We start from the raw sequence: 21,363 nt of genomic DNA, 5'->3' as shown, positions 1-21,363 counted from the left end.
AGGTTTGTCTGTATATCACATTCGCTGCCGAGCAGAGTCAGTGAGCATTTAGGGCTTTGATAACGCTGTCGGTAATGTCGTAACGGCCGTTGACGTAAATCACGTCCTGCAAGATGAAGTCGTAACCTTCGCGCTTGGCTAAATCGACGATGACGCGGTTGGCATTTTGCTGGAGCGCGGCGAATTCTTCATTGCGGCGCAGATTGTAGTCTTCTGCCAACTCGGCCTGCTGCTTGCGGAATTTCTGTACCAGATTGCGCCACTTTTGGGTTTCCGCTTCCCTTTGGCTGTCGCTGAGCTTGTCGCTACTCAGTTTTCGCTCTAAAGCCTCGCCTTCCTGCTGCAGCTTTTGCAAGGCGGTTTGACGGCTTTTGAACTCTTTTTCCAAAGTCATCTGAATGTTTTGCGCCTGCTTGGATTCCTGATAAACGCGCTCGGTATTGATAAAACCGATTTTCTGCACGCCATCCGCCGCCGCTTGCGGCAACAGCACGAAACCCGGCAGGGCTACGGCGAGGACTCGGAGGGTGTCGGCTATTTTACTCATGATAAAAATCCTTGCTTGAAAACAAACGGGCGGTTTGCAATAAGCTTGCCGCCAATCTGCCATGAGGCCGTCTGAAACGGACAAACCTGGTTTCAGACGGCCTAAATATCATCAGAATGTCGTACCGAGTTGGAATTGGAAGCGTTGGATTTCGTCGCCTTCTTTTTTCTTAATCGGATAAGCATAACTGAACTTCATCGGACCCAGCGGAGAGAGCCAAGTCACGGCAGCACCGGCAGAGTAACGCAATTCGTTTTTGAATGTCGATTTGTGCGTTGTACCTACGCCATACACGTTTTGGAGCGCGCCATTGGTGTAATAAGAATTGCTGCTGCCGTCGTTGTAGGTTTTGTCGTCCCACACGCTGCCTGCATCGGCAAACAGGCTCAGACGGACGGTACGCGAGTCTTTAATGCCCGGCATCGGGAAGAGCAACTCTGCGGAAACGTTGGCTTTTTTGTTACCGCCATAGCTGATTTTCTCGCCGTATTCGTCATAGACTTTCGGGCCCAGCGTACCGCTTTCAAAGCCGCGGACAGAGCCTAAGCCGCCGCCGTAGAAGTTTTCAAAGAACGGCATGGTTTTGGTTTTGCCGTAGCCGTTGCCATAACCGACTTCGCCACCCAGCATCAGCGTGAAATCTTTGCTCAATGGGAAGAACCAAGTTTGGTTGTGGGTCAGGGTGTAGTATTGCAGGTCGCTGCCCGGCAAGGCGATTTCGCCATTTACGCCGGTCAGGTAACCGCGGGTCGGCCACAAGGCATTGTCGGTTTTGTTACGACCCCAGCCGATGGTACCTTTGTACAACCAGCCTTTGAAGTTACCCACGCCGCTGCCGTCGCCTTTACCGTATTGGTTGATAAAGTCGGCATAGCGTTTAGGCGCGCCTTTGTAGGTGTTCACGGTCAGACGCTCTGCGGCCAAACCGAAGTTCACACGGTCATATTCGGTAACCGGAATACCGATACGCAAACCGCCGCCGAAAGTCGTGGTTTTATATTGTTTCGCGCTGGAAGAAGCTTTACGCGGGTCGTAAGACTTGCCGTAAAGGTCGTAGCCCAAGCTTACGCCGTCAGGTGTGAAGTATGGGTCGGTAAACGACAATGAGCCGTTTACTGTGGTTTTACTGCGGGAAGCGCGCAGGGCAACGGATTTACCCGTGCCAAACAAGTTGTCTTGAGCCACGCCGGCAGACATCACCAAACCGGTATCCTGAACCCAACCTGCACTCAAGTCGAGCGAGCCGGTAGAACGTTCGGTCAGGCTCATGTTCAGGTCGACTTGGTCAGGCGTATTGGCCACAGGAACCGCATCAAATTGAACGTTGTCGAAGTAGCCCAACAACTCAACGCGCTCTTTAGAACGTTGCAGTTTGGCAGAGTCATAAGGCGCCGATTCCATTTGGCGCAACTCGCGGCGGATGACTTCGTCACGGGTTTTGTTGTTGCCGGTAATGTTGATTTCGTTCACATAGATTTTGCGGCCCGGTTGAACGGTCAACACAAAATCAACAGTATGCGTTTCGGCATTTGGAATCGGTTGGACATTGATTTCACTGAATGCGTAACCTGCCTGACCCATGCGGTTTTGGATGGCTTCGAGCGAATTGGACATTTGCGCACGCTCGTACCATTTGCCCGGCTTCATGGTCAGCAGTTTTTCCAAATCTTCTTTCGGCACTTCCAGCGTATCGCCTTCGATGCGTACATTGCCCCAGCGGAAGCGGTCGCCTTCGCTGACGGTTACTTTAATGGTCTGCTTGGTTTTGTCCTCGTTGGTTTGGATATCGGTATCCAAAATGCGGAAGTTGAAGTAGCCGTTGTTTTGATAGAAATTGGTAATTTTTTCCATGTCCTGAGCAAATTTTTGCTCATTGAACTGGTTGCTCTTCGTGATCCAAGTCCACATGCCACCTTCGCTCAGGGACATTTGTTTCATCAGACGGCGGTCGGAGTAAACTTCGTTGCCCTCAAATGAAATATCGGTAATCTTGGTAGATTTGCCCTCTTCGATGGCAATATCGATAGACACGCGGTTGCGGGCGAGTTTGGTTACAGTCGGCGTGATTTGGACAGACTGTTTGCCACGGCTCAAATACTCTTCTTTCAAACCGGCAACGGCTTGGTTCAGCGTTGCTTGGTTGAAGTATTGGGATTGCGCCAAACCAAATGCTTCAAGGTTTTTCTTGATGGCATCGTTTTGCAGCATTTTTGCGCCGGTAATATTGAGCGAGCTGATGGTCGGACGCTCAATCACGGTCAGCAGGACTTGATTGTCCATGGTTTCGACGCGTACGTCGTCAAAGAAACCGGTTGCGTAGAGTTTTTTGATGATTTCTTCACTGCGCGCATCATTGAAATTATCACCGACTTTAACGGGCAGGTAGTTGAAGACGGTACTCGGCTCGGTGCGTTGCAGGCCTTCGACGCGGATGTCCTGAATGGTAAAGTCAGCCAATGCCAGTGGAGACAGGCTCAATACCATTAAAGCGGAAGCAATCTGGTTCAGTTTCATAAATTATCCAAACAAACGGTTGATGTCATTAAAGAAAGCCACAGCCATCATCAAAAGCATGGCTGCCAGTCCGAAGCGCAGGCCGGCTGCCTGTATGCGCTCGCTCAAAGGCTTTCCGCGTATCCATTCGGCGGTATAGAAAACCAGATGTCCTCCGTCTAAAACGGGCACGGGCAAAAGGTTCAACACGCCTAAGCTGATGCTGACCAAGGCCAGAAATTCAAGGTAGCTCTGCAATCCGAGTTTGGCGGATTGTCCGGCGACATCGGCAATGGTCAGGGGGCCGGAAATATGGTTCAAAGAGGCATTGCCTGTAACCAGTTTTCCAAAAAATTTGAGGGTCGTCCACGAATAGTTGACGGTTTTGTTCCAACCCAATTCAAAGGCTTGGGCAACGGAAGGCGTATAACGGTAGCGGATGGTTTTATCCCACTCTTTATCCGCCTGGGCAGCAAGCCCTGCTCTACCCACCAGCACGCCTGCCGACTGCTCGACGCTGTCCGGCCGGATAGCGGTCACCAGTATTTTACCGTCGCGCTCGTAAGTCAGTTCGATTCGTTTGCCGGGGCTGGCGCGGAAGAGTTCCGTCCATGCCTGCCAGCTTTCGATGGGCTTCCCATCGGCGGTCAGCAGTTTGTCGTTTTCCTTCAAACCTGCTTTTTCGGCCGGACTATCAGCCAAGACTTTGCCGATGCGGTTAGTAATTCTAAAAGGCAAAAGGCCGATGTTGCCTTGGTTTTTCGCAACTTTACCTGCTTCAGGCGTACCGGCGGCATCAATTATGCGGACGGCTTGGGCATTTGAGGCCGTCTGAACGGCGACTTTTACAGGACCGGCTTCAAGGTTCAACACCATCTCGGTTTGCGCATCGCTCCAGTCTTTTACGGCGATTCCGTTGACCGATACAATCTTATCGCCTGCCTGAAAACCTGCTTTGGCGGCAATACTGGCAGGCTCGACCATGCCGACATAGGGGCGCAACTCGGTTACGCCGAAGGAAAAGCTCAAACCGTAAAGCAAAACGGCCAAAATCAAATTGGTCAAAGGGCCGGCGGCAACAATGGCGATGCGCTTGGCCGGATGCTGCTTGTCAAAGGCATACGGCAAATCTGCCTCCGCCACCTCGCCTTCGCGCGTATCGACCATTTTAACGTAACCGCCCAGCGGAATCGGGGCAAGACACCACTCGGTATCGCCGCGTTTTCGGGTGAAAAAGGGCTTACCGAAGCCGACGGAAAAGCGCACGACTTTAACGCCGCACCAGCGGGCAACAATATAGTGTCCGAACTCATGCAGGCTGACCAAAATCAGAATGGCGACGATAAAGGCTAAAAAGGTTTGCAAAAAAAATCCCCTGGGTGGAATGTGATAATCAACGGATAAGGCCGTCTGAAAACCGATTATAAAGGCAGTTGTTCCATTTTGTCTGCCTAAATGCCAAGCGGTTGGCGTTTCAGACGGCCTGTCATTGAAGCTTTATTGTTTGCCGATAAAGGCTTCTGCCTGTCTGCGTGTTTGCGCGTCTTGCGCCAGCAGGCCTTCGATATCGTGACGGCCGTCTGAAAAATCTTGGGCAAGGCAGTGGGCAACGACTTGGGCAATATCGGTAAACTTGATGCGTTTATCCAAGAAAGCGGCCACGGCAACTTCGTTGGCGGCGTTCAACACGCAAGGCGCGGCGCCACCTGCATTCATGGCCTGATAGGCAAGTTTCAGACATGGGAAACGGTCAAAATCAGGCTTTTGGAAGGTCAAAGCGGACAACGCGCCGAAATCCAACTCGCCCACGCCGGAATCGATGCGTTCGGGCAGACCCAAACAATAAGCAATCGGCGTACGCATATCGGGATTACCCAACTGCGCCAATACCGAACCATCGCGATAACGCACCATGCTGTGTATCACGGATTGCGGATGGATGACGACTTCCAGTTTTTCCGGCGGACAGTTAAACAGCCAATGCGCCTCAATCAACTCCAAGCCCTTATTCATCATTGATGCAGAATCAACGGAAATTTTTCGCCCCATACTCCAATTCGGATGCTTGACCGCCTGCTCGGGCGTAATGCTGTCAAATGTACTTAAATCGGTGTTAAGGAACGGGCCGCCCGATGCGGTCAGGATAATCGAATTGATACCGTGCTCATTCAGACGGCCTGTGTAATCCCTTGGCAATACTTGGAAGATGGCGTTGTGTTCGCTGTCAATCGGCAAGACGGCGGCGCCGTTTTGACGGGCGGTTTCCATGAACAATGCGCCGGAAACCACCAACGTTTCTTTGTTGGCCAGATAAATGGTTTTGCCCTTTTGAGCGGCGGCCAAAGCCGACGGCAAACCGGCCGCGCCGACAATGGCACACATCACGCCGCTGACTTCATCGGCCGAAGCCACATCAATCAGGGCTTGAGCACCATATAAAACCTGCGTATCGATGCCTTCTTGTTTGAGTTTCTTTTCCAGCTCGGCCGCATGGTCGGCATCGCCGACAACGGCATATTCCGGACGGAACTGTTTGCATTGCGCCGCCAGCTTGTCCACCTGCCTATGCCCTGCCAGCGCGAACACGCGGAATTTTTCGGGATGGCGGGAAATAACGTCCAAAGTGCTTTCGCCTATGCTGCCGGTACTGCCTAATATGGTCAGAACTTGTTGTGTCATGGTGTGTTCTTTGTGTGCTGTGCAAACGGTATTCATTGTGTTTGAAATAGATTTCTTTGCCGTTTCCAATTTTCAGACGGCCTTTTGCCTACCGGTTAAACAGGCCGTCTGAAAGAATTACTCAATGCCGTATTCGATGGTAACAACCAGTCGGACTTGTTTGCCGACGGTGCTTTTATCGTAAGAACCGCCGTATTCGTCGTCCTCACTGCTGCCGGTGTCGGCATAGATGTTGAACGAGCCTTGCGAAGCAGAACGCATGGCGCCCACTTTGCCGCCGCCGGTTTTGGCAAACTCGGCCGCTCGTTTCTGCGCATCCTCAGTCGCCTGCGTGATCAAATCGCGTTTGATGGTTTCCAAATTGCCCAGCAAATATTGCGGATTGTCGAAGCGGATGAATTCGTTTTGCGCACGGAAATTCAAAATGGCGCGCTGGGCGGCCTGGATTTTGTCCAGTTTTTTGGTGTTGACCACAATATTGAGGTCGCCGTCGTAGCCGTTGGGCGTGCGGGTTACGTTGCCCAGTTCGTCGCGGGTTTCATTGAAAACGCGCGACACTTCAGGCAGGCCCACTTTCATTTCAGCCGCCGTAAAGCCTTGCTCGCCCAAAAACTTAGACAGCTTTTTGCGTCTTGCCGTCAGCAAATCCAAAACTTCCTGATAGCTCTCGCCGTGCGCGTTCACGCCCGTATTCCACGTAGCGCTGTCGGATTGGAAGTTTTTCTCCGCCAAACCTTTTACAGTAATCGTCCCCGGTTGGCGCAGATTCTTAAACTGCACGCCCAAAATAAACGCCGCAGCCATCAATCCCAGTGCCAACAATACGCCCAAAATCGATAAAGATGAAATCTGTTTTTGTTCGGACATAATCAGCTCCCTCAACAACGTGAGACAGGCGGTTTAAAACAAATATACGAAAGCGGCATAAATGCTGATAACGGCAATCAGGCTGTCCACACGGTCGAACACGCCGCCGTGTCCCGGCAACAGATTGCTGCTGTCTTTGATACCGGCCGCACGTTTGAGCCAGCTTTCCAGCAAATCGCCGCACACGCTAACCACGGTCAGAATCAAGCCGATCAAAATCGTTTTGAACCAACCGGCTTCAAAAGTCAGCCAACCGGCTTTCCATACGATGGTCATGTACACGGCAACGCACAATGCGCCGCCGATCGCACCCTCCCAGCTTTTACCCGGACTGATGGTCGGCGCAATTTTGCGCTTGCCAAACGACTTGCCGCAGAAATACGCGCCAATATCGGCCACCCACACCAAGCCCATAATCGCCAATAAAGACAGCGCGTCTTCAGGCTGAGGGCGCAGGTAAACCAGTGCGAACCAAAACGGCATCACCAACAACCAACCGACAGTGTAAGCCTGCCAGCCGCCGTTTAACTTCCATTTCGCTTTCAGCCACCAAGGCATGACAATCAGCCAAAACGCCAATACGACACACCAAACCAAATCAGGCAGCTGCCAACCGCCGGCATAGGCAATCACGCCGAACACCAGCGTTGACGCTAAATAATGATTGATTTTCAGCTTGTCCAAGCCGCTCATGCGGGCATATTCCCACAAAACCAACATAGCAATCAGGCCACAAAACGCCGCCCACAACCACATAGGTGCATAAAACAGCATGACCAGCATCAGCGGCAAGAGCCACAGCGCCGTTAAAATCCGTTGTTTCAACATAATTCTCAACCCCGTTGCTGCTCAAGCGGCAGCTGTTCGGAAGTCCGCCCGAAGCGGCGCTCCCGTTTTTGGAACGAAACAATCGCCTCGTTCAGCGATTTCTCATTAAAATCAGGCCACAGCGTATCCGTAAAATACAATTCCGCGTACGCCATCTGCCACAGCAGGAAATTACTGATGCGCGTCTCGCCGCCGGTTCGGATAAACAAATCCGGCTCGGGTGCATCGCCCAACATCAAATAGCGCGACAACGCCTCTTCCGTAATCTCGGTTGCACCCTCGGCAATCAACTGATTTGCCGCCTGCAAAATATCCCAGCGGCCGCCATAATCGGCGGCAATGCTCAAAGTCAAGCCGGCATTGTTTGCCGTCAACGCCTCTGCCGCCTCAATCCCCTTCAGGATTTCAGCATTAAACCGCTCACGGCTGCCGATGACCCTCAAGCGCATATTGTTATCGTGCAAACGGCGCACCTGCTTTTGCAAAGCCTGCAAAAACAGCCCCATCAGAAAAGAAACCTCTTCCTCGGGGCGTCGCCAGTTTTCAGTCGAAAAAGCAAACACGGTCAAATACCGCACACCCAGCTCAGCACAATGCTTCACCATGTTCTCCAGCGCATCCAAGCCGCGCTTATGCCCCATCACACGGGGAAGAAAACGCTTCTTTGCCCAACGTCCGTTGCCGTCCATAATCACAGCAATATGTCGGGGGATGGCAGAGTGTTCCAAAATCGTCTGCGTACTGCTTTTCATGTCTGCCTTTCAGGGAGCAAACCGTCCAAAGGCCGTCTGAACGGTTTGCACACAGGATTAAATCGCCATCAAATCTTCTTCTTTGGCAGCCAAGAGCTTGTCTGCCTCAGCAATATATTTGTCGGTCAACTTCTGAACCGCTTCCTCGCCGCGGCGGGCTTCATCTTCAGAAATCTCTTTGTCTTTCAACAATTTCTTGATGTGGTCGTTTGCATCACGGCGCACATTGCGGATAGACACACGGCCTTCTTCCGCCTCGCCGCGTACCACTTTGATCAAATCTTTACGGCGTTCCTCAGTCAACATAGGCATAGGGACACGGATCAAATCGCCGACAGAAGCAGGGTTCAGGCCCAAGTTGGAATCACGGATCGCTTTCTCGACTTTTGCAGCCATATTGCTCTCAAAAGGTTTCACACCAATCGTACGCGCATCCAAAAGCGTCACGTTCGCTACTTGGCTCACAGGCACCATACTGCCCCAGTATTCCACTTCCACTTGGTCGAGCAGGCCGGTATGCGCACGGCCGGTACGTACTTTAGCCAAGTTTTCTTTTCAACACTTCCAGAGAACGCTGCATTTTGCCTTCAGCTGTCTTTTGAATATCATTAATCATCTTATACTTTCAATTTCATAGGAATAAAACAGGATTAACCGAGAATAGTACCGTTAAACCGCACTCACGACAAGGCTTTACGCCCCAACAGCCTTGTTTTCTAACTGATATTTAACATCAAACAAAATAAAGGCCGTCTGAAAGATTTTCAGACGGCCTTTTCCTTATTCAAATCCTACTCTCTATTTCGCTCATTCCAAAAGTAACGCCATACAAAGCATGGGAAGGCAAAAATCAGGTAGAGGCAGACAACTGTCGCGTAAAACTCCCAATCTTGGGCATGTACGGCTCCGGCGCGCGATTCGAGGATATAGGCGAGAATCGCGGTAAGAAGGAAGCCTGCCAGCAATTCGATCAAGTGATGGCCGATGTGTTTGCGTTTCAGGGCGATGATGCCGAAGAATTTGGTGGTAATAAATGGTGCGTTGGCAAAGATAAGTGCCAACAGCAAAAGAATGTACATGGATGCGATCATGATGGTCTTTCTGTTTTCAGACGGCCTGCGTGTGATTTTAACATGTTAAATGGGCATTCTTGCCCATCATTATTCATGGAATATTCAATATCTTGATGATACCCGCTTGATGATTGTTCAAAGGCTTGAGGCCGTCTGAACTTTGGGTATATTTCATCCGAATGCGAATCCTAACAAAAACGGCGACTTTGGAACAGCCGCCGTTGGTTTTGTTTAAAGCTTACAGGGTATTTTCCAATGCTTTGGCACACCAGTCGATAACGGTTTGCGGCATGATACCCCACAGGAGCAGCAGGAAGGCATTGACCGTCAGGACAAATTTGGCGGCATAGTTGCTGCCGACCGGCTGGTCATGGTCAGGAGCATCGAAGTAGATAACTTTGACCACGCGCAGGTAGTAGAACGCACCAATCAGCGACATGATGACGGCAAATACGGACAACCAAACATGGCCTTGTTTCAAGAGTGCCATAATCACGCCGAATTTGGCGTAAAAACCCATCAGCGGCGGAATACCCGCCATGGAGAACATAGACAGCAACATCAGGAAGGCAAACCATGCATGGCGTTGGTTAAGGCCTGCGAGGTCTTTGATGTCTTCACACTCAATGTCTTTGGTGGACAATACCATCAAAACACCGAAGCTGACTGCCGCCATCAAAGCATAGGTAATGGCGTAATACAAACCTGCGGTAAAGCCGACCGCGCCTGCCATAAAAGCCAACAGGATAAAGCCCATGTGCGATACGGTAGAATAGGCAAGCATACGTTTGATATTGGTTTGCATGATGGCGGCAAGGTTACCGATCACCAAAGAAGCAACGGCAAGGATGGCCAACATCGGCGCCCAGTCTGAATGTATGGTACCCATACCGGTAACAAGGATACGGAACGCAAAGACAACAGCGGCAATTTTCGGAGCTGTACCCACAAAGGCGGTAACAGAGGTCGGCGCGCCATCGTACACATCGGGTACCCACATATGGAATGGAACCGCACCCAATTTAAATGCAATGGCGACCACAATAAACACCATACCCAATTTCAACAACCATTCATTAGCCTGCTCATTGAAAGCAGAAGCCAAGACGGAAGCAAAATCAAGGGAACCGGTGGCACCGTAAACCATGGAAATACCATAGAGCAGCAAGCCGGAGGCCAACGCGCCCAATACGAAGTATTTCAGCGCGGCCTCGGCAGAGCGGCCGGAATCGCGGCGCAGGGCAATCATGGCGTACAGCGACAAAGACAACAATTCCAAACCGATATACGCAGTCAAGAAATGTGCCGAGCTGACCATGACGATCATACCCAACAGGGCAAACAGCGACAGGGTGTAAAACTCGCCTTTAAAAATTTGGCGGTCTTGGTTGTACGGTTTACTGTAAATAAACAGACCAAACGTCAGTGCATACAGCACCAGTTTTGCCAAACGGGACATGCCGTCTGCAATATACATACCGTGAAAGGCATCGACACTGCCCTGCTCCCATACCGCCAACTGGGTAACGGCCACGATGATGACCGTTCCCAAACTCATCAGATGGGTCAGATAGCGGTTTTTATCGCAAATCCACAAGTCTGCCAGCAATACGACACCCAATAGCGCAAGCAGCACGATTTCGGGCATGGCGGGCATTAAATTCAAATCAGACCAGTTCATTTACACACCTCAAATCTTGCTTTGTGCCACATGGGCAATCAAATCGTTTGCCGCTTGATGCACCACTTCGATAAACGCTTGCGGATACAGACCCATGCCCAATACAGCAACCGCCAAAATCGCCAAAATCGCAAATTCGCGGCAATTGATATCTTTCATTTCGGCAACGTGCGGATTGTGGATCGCACCAAAAATAACGCGTTTGTACATCCACAGGGTATAAGACGCACCGTAAATCAGGGTCATAGCAGCCAGTGCGCCTACCCAGAAATTCACTTTAACCGCGCCCATAATCACCATAAACTCGCCCACGAAGCCGGAAGTCGCAGGCAAACCGGCATTGGCCATACCGAACAACATCATAAACGCCGCAAACTTAGGCATCACATTGACCACGCCGCCATAATCGGCAATATTGCGGGTATGCAGGCGGTCGTACATCACACCGATACACATAAACATCGCGGCAGACACAAAACCGTGGGAAATCATTTGAATGATTGCACCTTTCAATGCCCAGTCATTCAATTGGCCGTTCACAAACAGGAACATACCCAAAGTGACAAAACCCATATGGCTGATGGAAGAGTACGCCACCAGTTTTTTCATATCGGTTTGCACCAAAGCCACCATACCGATGTAAATCACGGCAATTAGGCTCAATACGATGATCACGGGGGCAAAATAGCGTGCCGCATCCGGCATAATCGGCAGGATAAAGCGCAAGAAACCATATGCACCCAGTTTCAGCGTAATTGCCGCCAATACCATCGAACCGCCAGTCGGCGCTTCAACGTGGGCATCCGGCAACCAAGTGTGCACAGGGAACATCGGCACTTTTACGGCAAATGACAGGAAGAATGCCACAAACAAAAGCTGTTGTACGCCCAACGGAATCTGTTTGATGTTTTGGAAATCGACAATAGAGAAGCTGCCTGTTTGATAGTACAGGTAAACCATGGCAACCAGCATCAAGAGCGAACCCATCAGCGTATAGAGGAACAGCTTGACCGAAGCATAGACGCGGCGCGGGCCGCCCCATACACCGATAATCAGGTACAGCGGAATCAGCATACCCTCGAAGAACACATAAAACAGAATTGCATCCTGCGCAGCAAACGCGCCGTTAATCAAACCCGACATCATCAGGAATGCCGCCATATACTGCGCCGGACGTTTCTGAATGACTTCCCAACCGGCCAATACCACCAACAGCGTAATAAACGCATTCAAGATGATAAAGAGCACTGAAATACCATCTACACCCAATGCGTAGTTGATTTTCAGAAGCGGAATCCACTCGTGGAACTCGGTAAACTGATAGCCGCCGCTCAAACGGTCGAAACCGGTAAACAGGGGCAGCGTTACCAAGAAACCGGCAAGCGCACCCATGAAGGCAAGCACACGCGCCAGCGGCGCACGGCTGTCTTTACCGGTCGCCAAAACCAGCACACCTGCGGCGATGGGTATCCATATTGCCAAGCTGAGTAGGTAGTTGGAAAACATAGTGGTTAACCTGTGGTTAAAATAAAAATGTGTTTATGTGGATATTTCTTCGTTTCAGACGGCCTGAAGGTTTAAGACCGTCTGAAACCTTATTCTTATCGGAACAATCCCCAGAAGGTCATGCCGAGCAGTACCAATACGCCGAATACCATAGCAGCGGCGTAGGTGTAGATAAAGCCGGTTTGGGCTTTACGCACTTGCGCAGCAATCGCGCCGACCAGTTTGGCGGAGCCGTTGACAATACCGTTGTCGATAATGGCGGTATCGCCGACTTTCCAGAAGAAGGTACCCAATGCGCGCGTGCCTTTAGCGAAGACGTTGAAATACAGGGCGTCGAGGTAGTATTTGTTTTCAAACAAAACGTAAATCGGACGGAACGCCTGTGCAATTTTCGCTGGCAGGTGCGGCAGTTTGACGTACAGGAGCCATGCGCTTAAGACACCTGCGATAGCAAGGTAGAGTACAGGCGAATGCAGGCTGTGTGACACCATTGCCAATGCGCCGTGGAACTCTTCCTTCATGATGTGCATAGTCGGATGCGCGTCGGCATTAACAAAAATCACGTCTTTGAAGAAATCGCCGTAAAGCATAGGCTCGATGGCAACGTAGCCGATGATGACGGACGGAATGGCAAGCAAAATCAAAGGCAGGGTAACAACCAACGGGCTTTCGTGCGGATTGTCATTTTTACCCAAGCCGTGATGCTCTTCGCCATGATGATCGTCATGATGCTCAGGCAGGCTGCGCCATTTCTCTTCGCCGTGGAACACCATAAAGTATTGGCGGAATGCGTAAAACGCGGTAACGAACACGCTGGCGAGGACGGCAAAATAAGCAAAGCCGCTGCCCGGCAGGGTGCTGTATTTCGCCGCTTCGATAATCGAATCTTTGGAATAGAAGCCGGAGAAGAACGGCGTACCGATCAGCGACAAGTTACCGATCAACATGGTCAGCCAAGTAATCGGCATGTATTTTTTCAGGTTACCCATGTGGCGCATATCTTGGTCGTGGTGCATACCGATAATCGCGCTACCTGCGGCCAAGAACAACAAGGCTTTAAAGAAAGCGTGGGTCATCACATGGAACATCGCCACGGAATAGGCAGACGCGCCCAGAGCCACGGTCATATAGCCCAGTTGCGACAGGGTAGAATACGCAACCACACGTTTGATGTCGTTTTGAATCACGCCCAAGAAGCCCATAAACAGGGCGGTAATCGCACCAATCACCATGATTACTGACAGCGCAGTGCTGCTCATCTCATAAATCGGCGACATACGCGATACCATGAACAGACCGGCGGTAACCATGGTTGCGGCGTGAATCAATGCAGAAATCGGAGTCGGGCCTTCCATCGAATCAGGCAGCCAGACATGCAGCGGGAACTGTGCAGATTTACCCATCGCACCGACAAACAGGAGTAAACAGGTTACAGTAATCAAAGACCATTCCACACCGGGGAACAGTTGGATAGTTGCCGTCTGAACATTAGGCAGATAAGCGAATACATCTTGATAGCGCAGGCTGCCGCCGAAATAGGCAAGCACCAAGCCGATACCGAGCAAAAAGCCGAAGTCGCCGACACGGTTGATCAAAAAGGCTTTCAGGTTGGCAAATGTTGCGCTCGGACGTTTGAAATAGAAACCGATCAAGAGATACGACACCAAGCCCACAGCTTCCCAGCCGAAGAAGAGCTGGATGAAGTTGTTGCTCATAATCAGCATCAACATGCTGAAAGTAAACAAAGAAATATAGCTGAAGAAGCGTTGGTAACCGACTTTTTCATCATGCATATAGCCGATGGTATAGATATGCACCATCAGCGATACGCCGGTGACCACGACCATCATCATCGCCGTCATCGTATCGACCAAGAAGCCGACGGAGAAATCTAAACCGCCCATTGTCAGCCAGGTATAGACGTTCTCGTCAAACTTGGCACGGCTGCCATTGAGGAATCCCCACAGCACATAAGCCGACAGCACGGCAGACACCGCCACACCGAGTATTGTTACGGTATGCGCACCGGCACGTCCGATTTTGTTGCCGAATAAACCCGCAATCAGCGAGCCTGCCAAAGGTACAAGGGCAATTATCAAATATAAAGTCATATCGTTCATGATTACCCTTTCAACTCATCCAAATCGGCAACGTTGATTGTTTTTCTGTTACGGTACACCAATACCATAATCGCCAAACCGATGGCGGATTCGGCAGCGGCGACGGTCAATACGAAGAATACGAAAATCTGTCCGGCGGTATCGCCCAGATGCTGCGAAAAGGCGATAAAGTTGAAGTTCACCGCCAAAAGCATCAGCTCGATGGACATCAGCAATACCAGCACGTTTTTGCGGTTCATGAAGATACCCATTGCGCTGATACCGAACAGGAGCGCGCCCAATACCAAATAATGCGTCAAGGTAATCATGCTTTGCCCTCCCCTTCCGGCTTGAGGCCGTCTGAAACTTCGCTTTCTTCGGCAGATTCGACTTGCGGTTTGACCGCTTCCATTTTCACCAGACGCATACGGCCCTGGTCGGCACGTACTTTAACTTGGTCGGCAGGATCCATGCGTTTCGGATTGGTGGTTTTACGGTGAACCAGCGCAATCGCGGCCACCATACCCAACAGCAGCAATACCGCCGCCAATTCAAACGGCAACAGATAGTCGGTATAAATACGGCTGCCCAAATCGCGGATATTGTTGTAATCGGCCGGAATGTCTTTCATCAGACCAAATGCGGCAAGGTCGGTTTTTGGGTTGACCAGAATCAGAATCAGGGCAACTGCCAACAATGTGCCGACCACACCGGCAACAGGCGCATGACGCCAGAAACCGGCGCGCATTTCTTCAATGTCGATGTTCAACATCATTACAACGAACAAGAACAACACCATCACGGCGCCGACGTAAACCACCACCAGCGTCACGCCCAAGAATTCGGCCTGCATCAGCATCCAAAGCATCGCGCTCACGCAGAAGGTCAGCACCAGATGCAAAGCGGCGTGAACAGGGTTTTTAGCGGTGACGGTACGAACCGCACCGTACAAAACGATAGCGGCAAGAATATAGAACAGAATCGCAGAAAAAGTCATTCGTCTGCTCCTTAACGATACGGCGCGTCAGCGGCTTTGCGTTTGGCGATTTCAGCTTCGTATTTGTCGCCAATGGCCAAAAGAATCGGCTTGGTCATGTGCAAGTCGCCTTTTTTCTCGCCGTGGTATTCAAAAATATGGGTTTCTACAATCGCATCGGTCGGGCAGGCCTCTTCGCAGAAACCGCAGAAGATACACTTGGTCAGGTCGATGTCGTAACGCTTGGTGCGGCGGGTGCCGTCTTCGCGTTCTTCCGATTCAATGTTAATCGCCATTGCTGGACAAACTGCCTCGCACAATTTACACGCAATACAGCGCTCTTCGCCGTTCGGATAACGGCGTTGCGCGTGCCAGGCCGCGGAAACGCACGGATTGCGGCGTTTTTTCTTCGGGGAAGTAAATCGTGTCTTTGCGGGCGAAGAAGTTTTTGAGCGTTACGCCCATGCCTTTCACCAATTCGCCCAGCAGGAAGGTTTTTACTAAATTAGCCATTTTCGGATGCTCTTTTCGGATTGTTCTGTTTACAGGCCGTCTGAAAGCGGTTTTTTTAACCTGCCGCGCCCACCATTTCTAAAAACTCGGCTTCGGTCAGCTTCGGGGTATCGTTGGCCAAGTCATAATACGGAGCTTTGCAATCAATAAAGATTTGTGAGGTAGTTTCAAAGCCCGCGTTGTCGGCAAACAGCCCGGCGTTGATGTAATAATCGTTGCCAACCTGCACAAACAGGTGTGTGCCGCAGTGTTTGCAAAAACAGCGTTGCGCCCATTCGGACGACTGATAATGCGCGATGTGCTCGCTGCCTGTGATTTCGGGCGACCGGGCGGCCAAAGTAAAAGACGCGCCGCTGCCCCATGTGCGGCATTTCCCGCAATGGCAGGCGTGGAGTTCGCGGTTTTCGGCGGTTTCCAGTGATACTGCGCCGCACAGGCATTGAGCTTTCATCGGTTTCTCTCGGTTTGAAACGGTTAAAAATTTGGGGTTCAGGCTACCTGAAAACTTTCAGACGGCCTCCCTGCCCTATTTCCACAAATTCAGCGGTGAAATCATCCACACACCCAAAACCACGATGTAGGCGAAGCCGATCGGAATCAGCACTTTCCAGCCCAAACGCATGATTTGGTCGTAACGGTAGCGTGGGAAAGTTGCACGGATCCACAGATACCAGTACAGAACCGCCGCCATTTTCACAAACATCCAGAATGCGGAAGGCGTACCGATAAAGCCCCAGCTTTGCGGGAACGGAGACAACCAGCCGCCGAGGAACATCAGCGATGTCAGAGCGGCAATCAGAATCATGAAAATGTATTCGGCAAGGAAGAACAGCGCGAATGCGAAGCCGGAATATTCGACGTGGTGTCCGGCAACGATTTCGGACTCGCCCTCTGCTACGTCAAACGGTGCGCGGTTGGTTTCGGCAACGGCGGAAATCAGATAGACGATGAAGATTGGGAAGAGCGGCAGCCAGTTCCACGAGAACACGGAACCGCCCGCGATGCCTTTTGCCTGTGCGGCAACGATGTCGGAGAAGTTCATGCTGCCCGATACCATCACGACGCACACCAGCGCGGCACTCATGGCAATCTCGTAGGAAATGCTTTGTGCGGAAGCGCGCATTGCGCCCAAGAACGAATATTTGGAGTTGGAAGCCCAGCCCGCGATGATCACGCCATAAACCGACAGCGAGGTAATCATCAGGATGTACAAAAGGCCGATATTGATGTTGGTCAACACCCATTCTTCGTTGAACGGAATCACTGCCCACGCCGCGAAAGACGGGGCAAGCGACATAATCGGGCCGATGTAGAACAGGGCTTTGTTTGACAACTTCGGACGGGTTACCTCTTTAAACAAGAGTTTAAACACGTCGGCAAACGGCTGAATCAGACCCCACGGGCCGGTTACGTTCGGGCCGACGCGAAGCTGCATAAAGCCGATGACTTTACGCTCGAAATACGTCAGGTAGGCAACGGTCAGAATCAGCGGAATCAGGATAATCACGATTTTGACGATGACGGATACCACCAAACCTACGGTGATACCCAAATCGCCCAGACCGAGCGTTGCGGCAAAGAGGTTTTGGAACCATTCTTGCATGATCAAGCTCCCGCCAGTTCAATAGTGTCCATCAACGCACCCAGCGCGGCATTTTCGGTATGCAGCGGCAGATGCACCACGTTTTCAGGCAAACCGGCATCGGCTTTGACAGCAACCGATACGCTTGCGCCGTTTTGTTTGGCGATAGCAGTTTGTCCGTCTTGCAGGCCTAAGCGCGCCAAAGTGTTCGGATTCACACGCGCGGCAGGCACGGCGGCATGGCTGGTTTCTTGCAACGGTGCGGAACGGCGCACGATAGAATCAGTGTGATAAATACCGACGCCGCCGACACGGACGAGACGATCTGAGGCCGTCTGAACGCCCTCCTCTGTCCATGTGCTGCGGTTGTCCAGTTTAGACGGCAGGCTTTCTGCATCCAGCGCATCTTTCAGAATCGCAGCGGTATCGTGGTATTCAAAACCTTTCAGGTCAAACAGGTTGCCCAATACGCGCAACACTTTCCACATCGGACGCGAATCGCCGAAGCCTTGTACCACGCCGTGGAAAGATTGCAGACGGCCTTCCATATTGATGAAGCTGCCTGATGTTTCGGTAAACGGCGCAATCGGCAACAATACGTCGCACACGTCCAGCAGCGTTTCGCTGACAAACGGTGTAAACGCCATCACGCTTTTCGCCTGTTTCAACGCGGCTACGGCTTTTGTACCGTCCGCCGTATCAATTTCCGGCTCGACGTTGAGCAGCAAGACTGCCTGTTTCGGTGCGCTTGCCATTTCGGCAACGCTCTCGCCAGAGTTCACACCTAATACGTCCGCACCAACGCTGTTGGCGGCTTGTGGCAAAATGCCCAGCACTGCGCCGGTCGCGTCTGCCAGCTCTTGCGCGGCGGCATAAATGGCGGCGTAATCAGGATGGTTTTGCACTTCCGCGCCCAAAATAACCGCTGCTTTTTCAGCGTTTTTCAGGCTGGCGGTAACGGCATGTTCCGCATTGGCAGACAGTTTTTTCAGACGGCCTGCCCACTCGTCGGGATGTGCGGCTTCCTGAGACAGGAGCAGCATAAACAATTCTTCTTTACTGCTGGCCAATACGCTCAAGGCCATACGGTCTTTGGCGGCGCGGCGCAGGCGGGCAGTCAGGAGCGGCTGTTCTTTGCGCAAGTTCGCGCCGACTACCAATACGGAATCGTTGTCAGCCAAAGATTCGATACTTTGTCCCAACCATTGCGCACCTTTAAGGCCGTCTGAAAGACGTTTGTCTTGTTGGCGCAAACGGGTGGCAAAGTTTTTAACACCCAAGCCGTCGGCGAGTTTTTTCGCCAGATACAGCTCTTCAACCGTATTCATCGGATTGGCCCAAACGCCAACTTGGTTTTGGTTGCCGTCTTTGGCGATACATTCAATCGCGCTGCGGACATATTCCAACGCGGTTTTCCAATCCACGTCCATCCACTCGCCGCCCTGTTTGATTTTCGGGTTTTTCAGACGGCTTTCGTGATACAGGCCTTCGTAGGCAAAACGGTCGCGGTCGGACAGCCAGCATTCGTTAATCGCTTCATTTTCCAACGGCAATACGCGGCGGACGGTATGGTCTTTGGTTTGTACAATCAGATTGCTGCCCAAAGCATCATGGGCGGAAACGGATTTGCGGCGGTTTAGCTCCCAAGTACGCGCGTTGAAGCGGAACGGTTTGCTGGTCAATGCGCCGACAGGACACAAATCGATGACGTTGCCTGACAATTCGGTTTCCACCGCTTTGCCGATAAAAGGCATGATCTCGGAATGTTCGCCGCGGTTGGCCATAGCGATTTCTTGCACGCCGGCGATTTCTTCAGTGAAACGAACGCAACGGGTACAGTGGATACAACGGCTCATTTCCTCGGCGGAAACCAAAGGCCCCATGTCCTTGCCGACGACGGAACGTTTTTCTTCAGTATAACGGCTGGTGGTTTTGCCGTAGCCCATCGCCAAATCCTGCAACTGGCATTCGCCGCCTTGGTCGCAGGTCGGACAGTCAAGCGGATGGTTGATGAGCAAGAACTCCATCACGCCTTCTTGAGCCTCTCGGGCTTTTGCCGAATGCGTACGCACAATCATGCCGTCTGTAACCGGCGTGGCACAGGCGGGCAGGGGTTTGGGGGCTTTTTCCACGTCCACCAAACACATACGGCAGTTGGCGGCGATGGAAAGTTTTTTGTGGTAACAGAAATGCGGGATATAAGTACCGAGCTTGTGCGCGGCTTCAATCACCGTCGCGCCCTGCTCCACAGATACCTGTTTGCCGTCGATTTCGATTTGTAACATGGTTCGTTCCTAGTTACGTGTATTTAATAAATAATTCTTTTAGAGGCCGTCTGAAAAACTTAGCACCACTTATTCGGTTTCATCGGTCCGCCGTGTTCGATGTAATGCACAAACTCATCACGGAAATGCTTGGTAAAGCTGCGGACAGGGAAGACGGCGGCATCGGCAAGGGCGCAGATGGTGCGGCCTGCCATTTGGTTACCGACAGAATCCAGCAAATCCAAGTCTTCCATGCGGCCTTTGCCTTCTACGATGCGGTGGACGATGCGGTAAAGCCAGCCCGTACCTTCACGACAAGGCGTACATTGGCCGCAAGACTCGTCGTAGTAGAAGTAGCTCAGGCGCTCAAGGGCTTTCACCATGCACACGTCTTCGTCCATGACGATAATCGCGCCGGAACCCAGCATCGAGCCGGCTTTGGAAATCGAGTCATAGTCCATATTGGTCTGCATCATGATATCGGCAGGCAAAACTGGCGCGGACGAACCGCCGGGAATAACGGCCTTGAGTTTTTTACCGCCGCGCATACCGCCCGCCATTTTCAGGACTTCGGCAAACGGTGTACCCAATGGCACTTCATAGTTGCCCGGACGCTCGACATGACCGGAAATACAGAACAATTTGGTACCGCCTGCATTCGGAATACCTTTATCGGCAAATGCCTGTCCGCCGTCACGGATAATGAAGGGGACGGAGGAGAACGTTTCGGTATTGTTGATGGTGGTCGGTTTGCCGTACAGGCCGAACGAAGCAGGGAATGGCGGCTTAAAGCGCGGCTGGCCTTTTTTGCCTTCCAGCGATTCGAGCAATGCGGTTTCTTCGCCGCAAATATATGCGCCGTAGCCGTGGTGGGCGAAGAGTTCAAATTCAAAATCCGAACCCAAAATATTTTTACCCAAAAAGCCTGCGGCACGCGCCTGCTCCAAAGCGGCTTCAAAACGTTGGTAGCCTTCGAAAATTTCGCCGTGGATGTAGTTGTAGCCGGCTTTCGCACCCATCGCGTAACCGGCAATAATCATGCCTTCAATCAGGGCATGAGGATTGAACATGATGATGTCGCGGTCTTTAAATGTACCCGGCTCGCCTTCGTCGGTGTTACAAACCACATATTTTTCGCCCGGGAAGGAACGGGGCATAAAGCTCCATTTTAAACCGGTCGGGAAACCCGCACCGCCACGACCGCGCAAGCCAGAGGTTTTGACTTCGTCAATCACATCGGTTTGCGAGATGTTTTCGGACAGGATTTTACGCAGGGCGGTATAACCGCCACGTTTGACGTATTCGTCCAATGTCCAGCAATCGGGATTGGCGGTATCCACTTGGTCAAAAATCACGCCTGATTGGTAAATAGCCATTTTTGGTGTGCCTGTTCGTTTTCGTATAAGTTGCAGCCGTTGTTTCAGACGGCCTAATATACTTTTGTATATCGATTACATGCCGACTAAATAAAAATATTGGTTTATAAAATTGATATTTCAGACG

Annotated in this window: 17 protein-coding genes and 2 pseudogenes; all 19 read right to left on the bottom strand. The window is 51.5% G+C overall.

What is annotated here, in order from left to right; genetic code table 11:
• Nucleotides 1-37: 37 nt before the first annotated feature.
• The gene (locus HMPREF3139_RS05305) at nucleotides 38-547 is read right to left on the bottom strand and encodes an OmpH/Skp family outer membrane protein (protein WP_070461062.1); all 510 of its coding nucleotides are present in this window, start codon (nucleotides 545-547) and stop codon (nucleotides 38-40) included.
• A 111-nt stretch (nucleotides 548-658) separates the two neighbouring features.
• On the bottom strand, nucleotides 659-3,061 hold the full coding sequence (bamA, locus tag HMPREF3139_RS05300) for an outer membrane protein assembly factor BamA (protein ID WP_070461060.1): 2,403 nt from the start codon (nucleotides 3,059-3,061) through the stop codon (nucleotides 659-661).
• Between the two features lie 3 nt (nucleotides 3,062-3,064).
• Nucleotides 3,065-4,405, bottom strand: a complete 1,341-nt coding sequence (gene rseP / locus HMPREF3139_RS05295; RefSeq protein ID WP_070461057.1) for an RIP metalloprotease RseP — start codon at nucleotides 4,403-4,405, stop codon at nucleotides 3,065-3,067.
• A gap of 132 nt (nucleotides 4,406-4,537) precedes the next feature.
• The gene (ispC, locus tag HMPREF3139_RS05290; RefSeq protein WP_070461110.1) at nucleotides 4,538-5,719 is read right to left on the bottom strand and encodes a 1-deoxy-D-xylulose-5-phosphate reductoisomerase; all 1,182 of its coding nucleotides are present in this window, start codon (nucleotides 5,717-5,719) and stop codon (nucleotides 4,538-4,540) included.
• Nucleotides 5,720-5,836: 117 nt separating this feature from the next.
• Nucleotides 5,837-6,586: an SIMPL domain-containing protein gene (locus HMPREF3139_RS05285; protein ID WP_003747899.1), complete on the bottom strand. Its 750-nt coding sequence runs from the start codon at nucleotides 6,584-6,586 to the stop codon at nucleotides 5,837-5,839.
• Between the two features lie 33 nt (nucleotides 6,587-6,619).
• On the bottom strand, nucleotides 6,620-7,414 hold the full coding sequence (locus tag HMPREF3139_RS05280) for a phosphatidate cytidylyltransferase (protein WP_070461055.1): 795 nt from the start codon (nucleotides 7,412-7,414) through the stop codon (nucleotides 6,620-6,622).
• 5 nt (nucleotides 7,415-7,419) lie between these two features.
• On the bottom strand, nucleotides 7,420-8,166 hold the full coding sequence (locus tag HMPREF3139_RS05275) for an isoprenyl transferase (RefSeq protein WP_070461052.1): 747 nt from the start codon (nucleotides 8,164-8,166) through the stop codon (nucleotides 7,420-7,422).
• Between the two features lie 57 nt (nucleotides 8,167-8,223).
• A pseudogene (gene frr / locus HMPREF3139_RS05270) lies at nucleotides 8,224-8,782 on the bottom strand (ribosome recycling factor).
• 175 nt (nucleotides 8,783-8,957) lie between these two features.
• Nucleotides 8,958-9,257 carry a DUF2818 family protein gene (locus HMPREF3139_RS05265; protein WP_070461051.1) on the bottom strand — a complete coding sequence of 100 codons (300 nt, stop codon included), beginning with the start codon at nucleotides 9,255-9,257 and terminating at the stop codon, nucleotides 8,958-8,960.
• A gap of 220 nt (nucleotides 9,258-9,477) precedes the next feature.
• A complete protein-coding gene (gene nuoN, locus HMPREF3139_RS05260; RefSeq protein WP_070461047.1) occupies nucleotides 9,478-10,920 on the bottom strand; it encodes an NADH-quinone oxidoreductase subunit NuoN in 1,443 nt (480 codons plus the stop codon).
• Between the two features lie 9 nt (nucleotides 10,921-10,929).
• Nucleotides 10,930-12,426, bottom strand: coding sequence for an NADH-quinone oxidoreductase subunit M (locus HMPREF3139_RS05255; RefSeq protein ID WP_070461043.1), 1,497 nt, complete (start codon nucleotides 12,424-12,426; stop codon nucleotides 10,930-10,932).
• A gap of 95 nt (nucleotides 12,427-12,521) precedes the next feature.
• Nucleotides 12,522-14,546 (bottom strand): NADH-quinone oxidoreductase subunit L, encoded by a 2,025-nt coding sequence (nuoL, locus tag HMPREF3139_RS05250; protein ID WP_070461039.1) that lies wholly within the window; start codon nucleotides 14,544-14,546, stop codon nucleotides 12,522-12,524.
• Nucleotides 14,547-14,548: 2 nt separating this feature from the next.
• Nucleotides 14,549-14,854 (bottom strand): NADH-quinone oxidoreductase subunit NuoK, encoded by a 306-nt coding sequence (gene nuoK / locus HMPREF3139_RS05245; protein WP_003759427.1) that lies wholly within the window; start codon nucleotides 14,852-14,854, stop codon nucleotides 14,549-14,551.
• The gene (locus HMPREF3139_RS05240) at nucleotides 14,851-15,522 is read right to left on the bottom strand and encodes an NADH-quinone oxidoreductase subunit J (RefSeq protein ID WP_003750564.1); all 672 of its coding nucleotides are present in this window, start codon (nucleotides 15,520-15,522) and stop codon (nucleotides 14,851-14,853) included. The genes nuoK and HMPREF3139_RS05240 overlap by 4 nt, the downstream gene beginning before the upstream one ends.
• 11 nt (nucleotides 15,523-15,533) lie before the next feature.
• Nucleotides 15,534-16,014: pseudogene (gene nuoI, locus HMPREF3139_RS05235) on the bottom strand (NADH-quinone oxidoreductase subunit NuoI).
• 55 nt (nucleotides 16,015-16,069) lie between these two features.
• Entirely contained in the window at nucleotides 16,070-16,465 is a 396-nt protein-coding gene (locus HMPREF3139_RS05230; RefSeq protein ID WP_003676990.1) for a GFA family protein, read from the bottom strand.
• Nucleotides 16,466-16,540: 75 nt separating this feature from the next.
• The gene (nuoH, locus tag HMPREF3139_RS05225; protein ID WP_002228932.1) at nucleotides 16,541-17,617 is read right to left on the bottom strand and encodes an NADH-quinone oxidoreductase subunit NuoH; all 1,077 of its coding nucleotides are present in this window, start codon (nucleotides 17,615-17,617) and stop codon (nucleotides 16,541-16,543) included.
• Nucleotides 17,618-17,619: 2 nt separating this feature from the next.
• Nucleotides 17,620-19,881, bottom strand: coding sequence for an NADH-quinone oxidoreductase subunit NuoG (nuoG, locus tag HMPREF3139_RS05220; RefSeq protein ID WP_070461037.1), 2,262 nt, complete (start codon nucleotides 19,879-19,881; stop codon nucleotides 17,620-17,622).
• Between the two features lie 59 nt (nucleotides 19,882-19,940).
• A complete protein-coding gene (gene nuoF / locus HMPREF3139_RS05215) occupies nucleotides 19,941-21,236 on the bottom strand; it encodes an NADH-quinone oxidoreductase subunit NuoF (RefSeq protein ID WP_003686543.1) in 1,296 nt (431 codons plus the stop codon).
• Nucleotides 21,237-21,363 lie beyond the last annotated feature (127 nt).

This window comes from Neisseria sp. HMSC15G01 (genome assembly GCF_001808255.1).
Classification (GTDB): domain Bacteria; phylum Pseudomonadota; class Gammaproteobacteria; order Burkholderiales; family Neisseriaceae; genus Neisseria; species Neisseria subflava_A.
The sequence above is the reverse complement of the archived record's forward strand: the minus strand, read 5'-3'. Positions and strand labels throughout refer to the sequence as shown.

Coding starts and splice junctions, on each gene's coding strand:
- HMPREF3139_RS05305 (WP_070461062.1), bottom strand. CDS start 547: ATGAGTAAAATAGCCGACACCCTCCGAGTCCTCGCCGTAGCCCTGCCG.
- bamA (WP_070461060.1), bottom strand. CDS start 3,061: ATGAAACTGAACCAGATTGCTTCCGCTTTAATGGTATTGAGCCTGTCT.
- ispC (WP_070461110.1), bottom strand. CDS start 5,719: ATGACACAACAAGTTCTGACCATATTAGGCAGTACCGGCAGCATAGGC.
- HMPREF3139_RS05285 (WP_003747899.1), bottom strand. CDS start 6,586: ATGTCCGAACAAAAACAGATTTCATCTTTATCGATTTTGGGCGTATTG.
- HMPREF3139_RS05280 (WP_070461055.1), bottom strand. CDS start 7,414: ATGTTGAAACAACGGATTTTAACGGCGCTGTGGCTCTTGCCGCTGATG.
- HMPREF3139_RS05275 (WP_070461052.1), bottom strand. CDS start 8,166: ATGAAAAGCAGTACGCAGACGATTTTGGAACACTCTGCCATCCCCCGA.
- HMPREF3139_RS05265 (WP_070461051.1), bottom strand. CDS start 9,257: ATGATCGCATCCATGTACATTCTTTTGCTGTTGGCACTTATCTTTGCC.
- nuoN (WP_070461047.1), bottom strand. CDS start 10,920: ATGAACTGGTCTGATTTGAATTTAATGCCCGCCATGCCCGAAATCGTG.
- HMPREF3139_RS05255 (WP_070461043.1), bottom strand. CDS start 12,426: ATGTTTTCCAACTACCTACTCAGCTTGGCAATATGGATACCCATCGCC.
- nuoL (WP_070461039.1), bottom strand. CDS start 14,546: ATGAACGATATGACTTTATATTTGATAATTGCCCTTGTACCTTTGGCA.
- nuoK (WP_003759427.1), bottom strand. CDS start 14,854: ATGATTACCTTGACGCATTATTTGGTATTGGGCGCGCTCCTGTTCGGT.
- HMPREF3139_RS05240 (WP_003750564.1), bottom strand. CDS start 15,522: ATGACTTTTTCTGCGATTCTGTTCTATATTCTTGCCGCTATCGTTTTG.
- HMPREF3139_RS05230 (WP_003676990.1), bottom strand. CDS start 16,465: ATGAAAGCTCAATGCCTGTGCGGCGCAGTATCACTGGAAACCGCCGAA.
- nuoH (WP_002228932.1), bottom strand. CDS start 17,617: ATGCAAGAATGGTTCCAAAACCTCTTTGCCGCAACGCTCGGTCTGGGC.
- nuoG (WP_070461037.1), bottom strand. CDS start 19,881: ATGTTACAAATCGAAATCGACGGCAAACAGGTATCTGTGGAGCAGGGC.
- nuoF (WP_003686543.1), bottom strand. CDS start 21,236: ATGGCTATTTACCAATCAGGCGTGATTTTTGACCAAGTGGATACCGCC.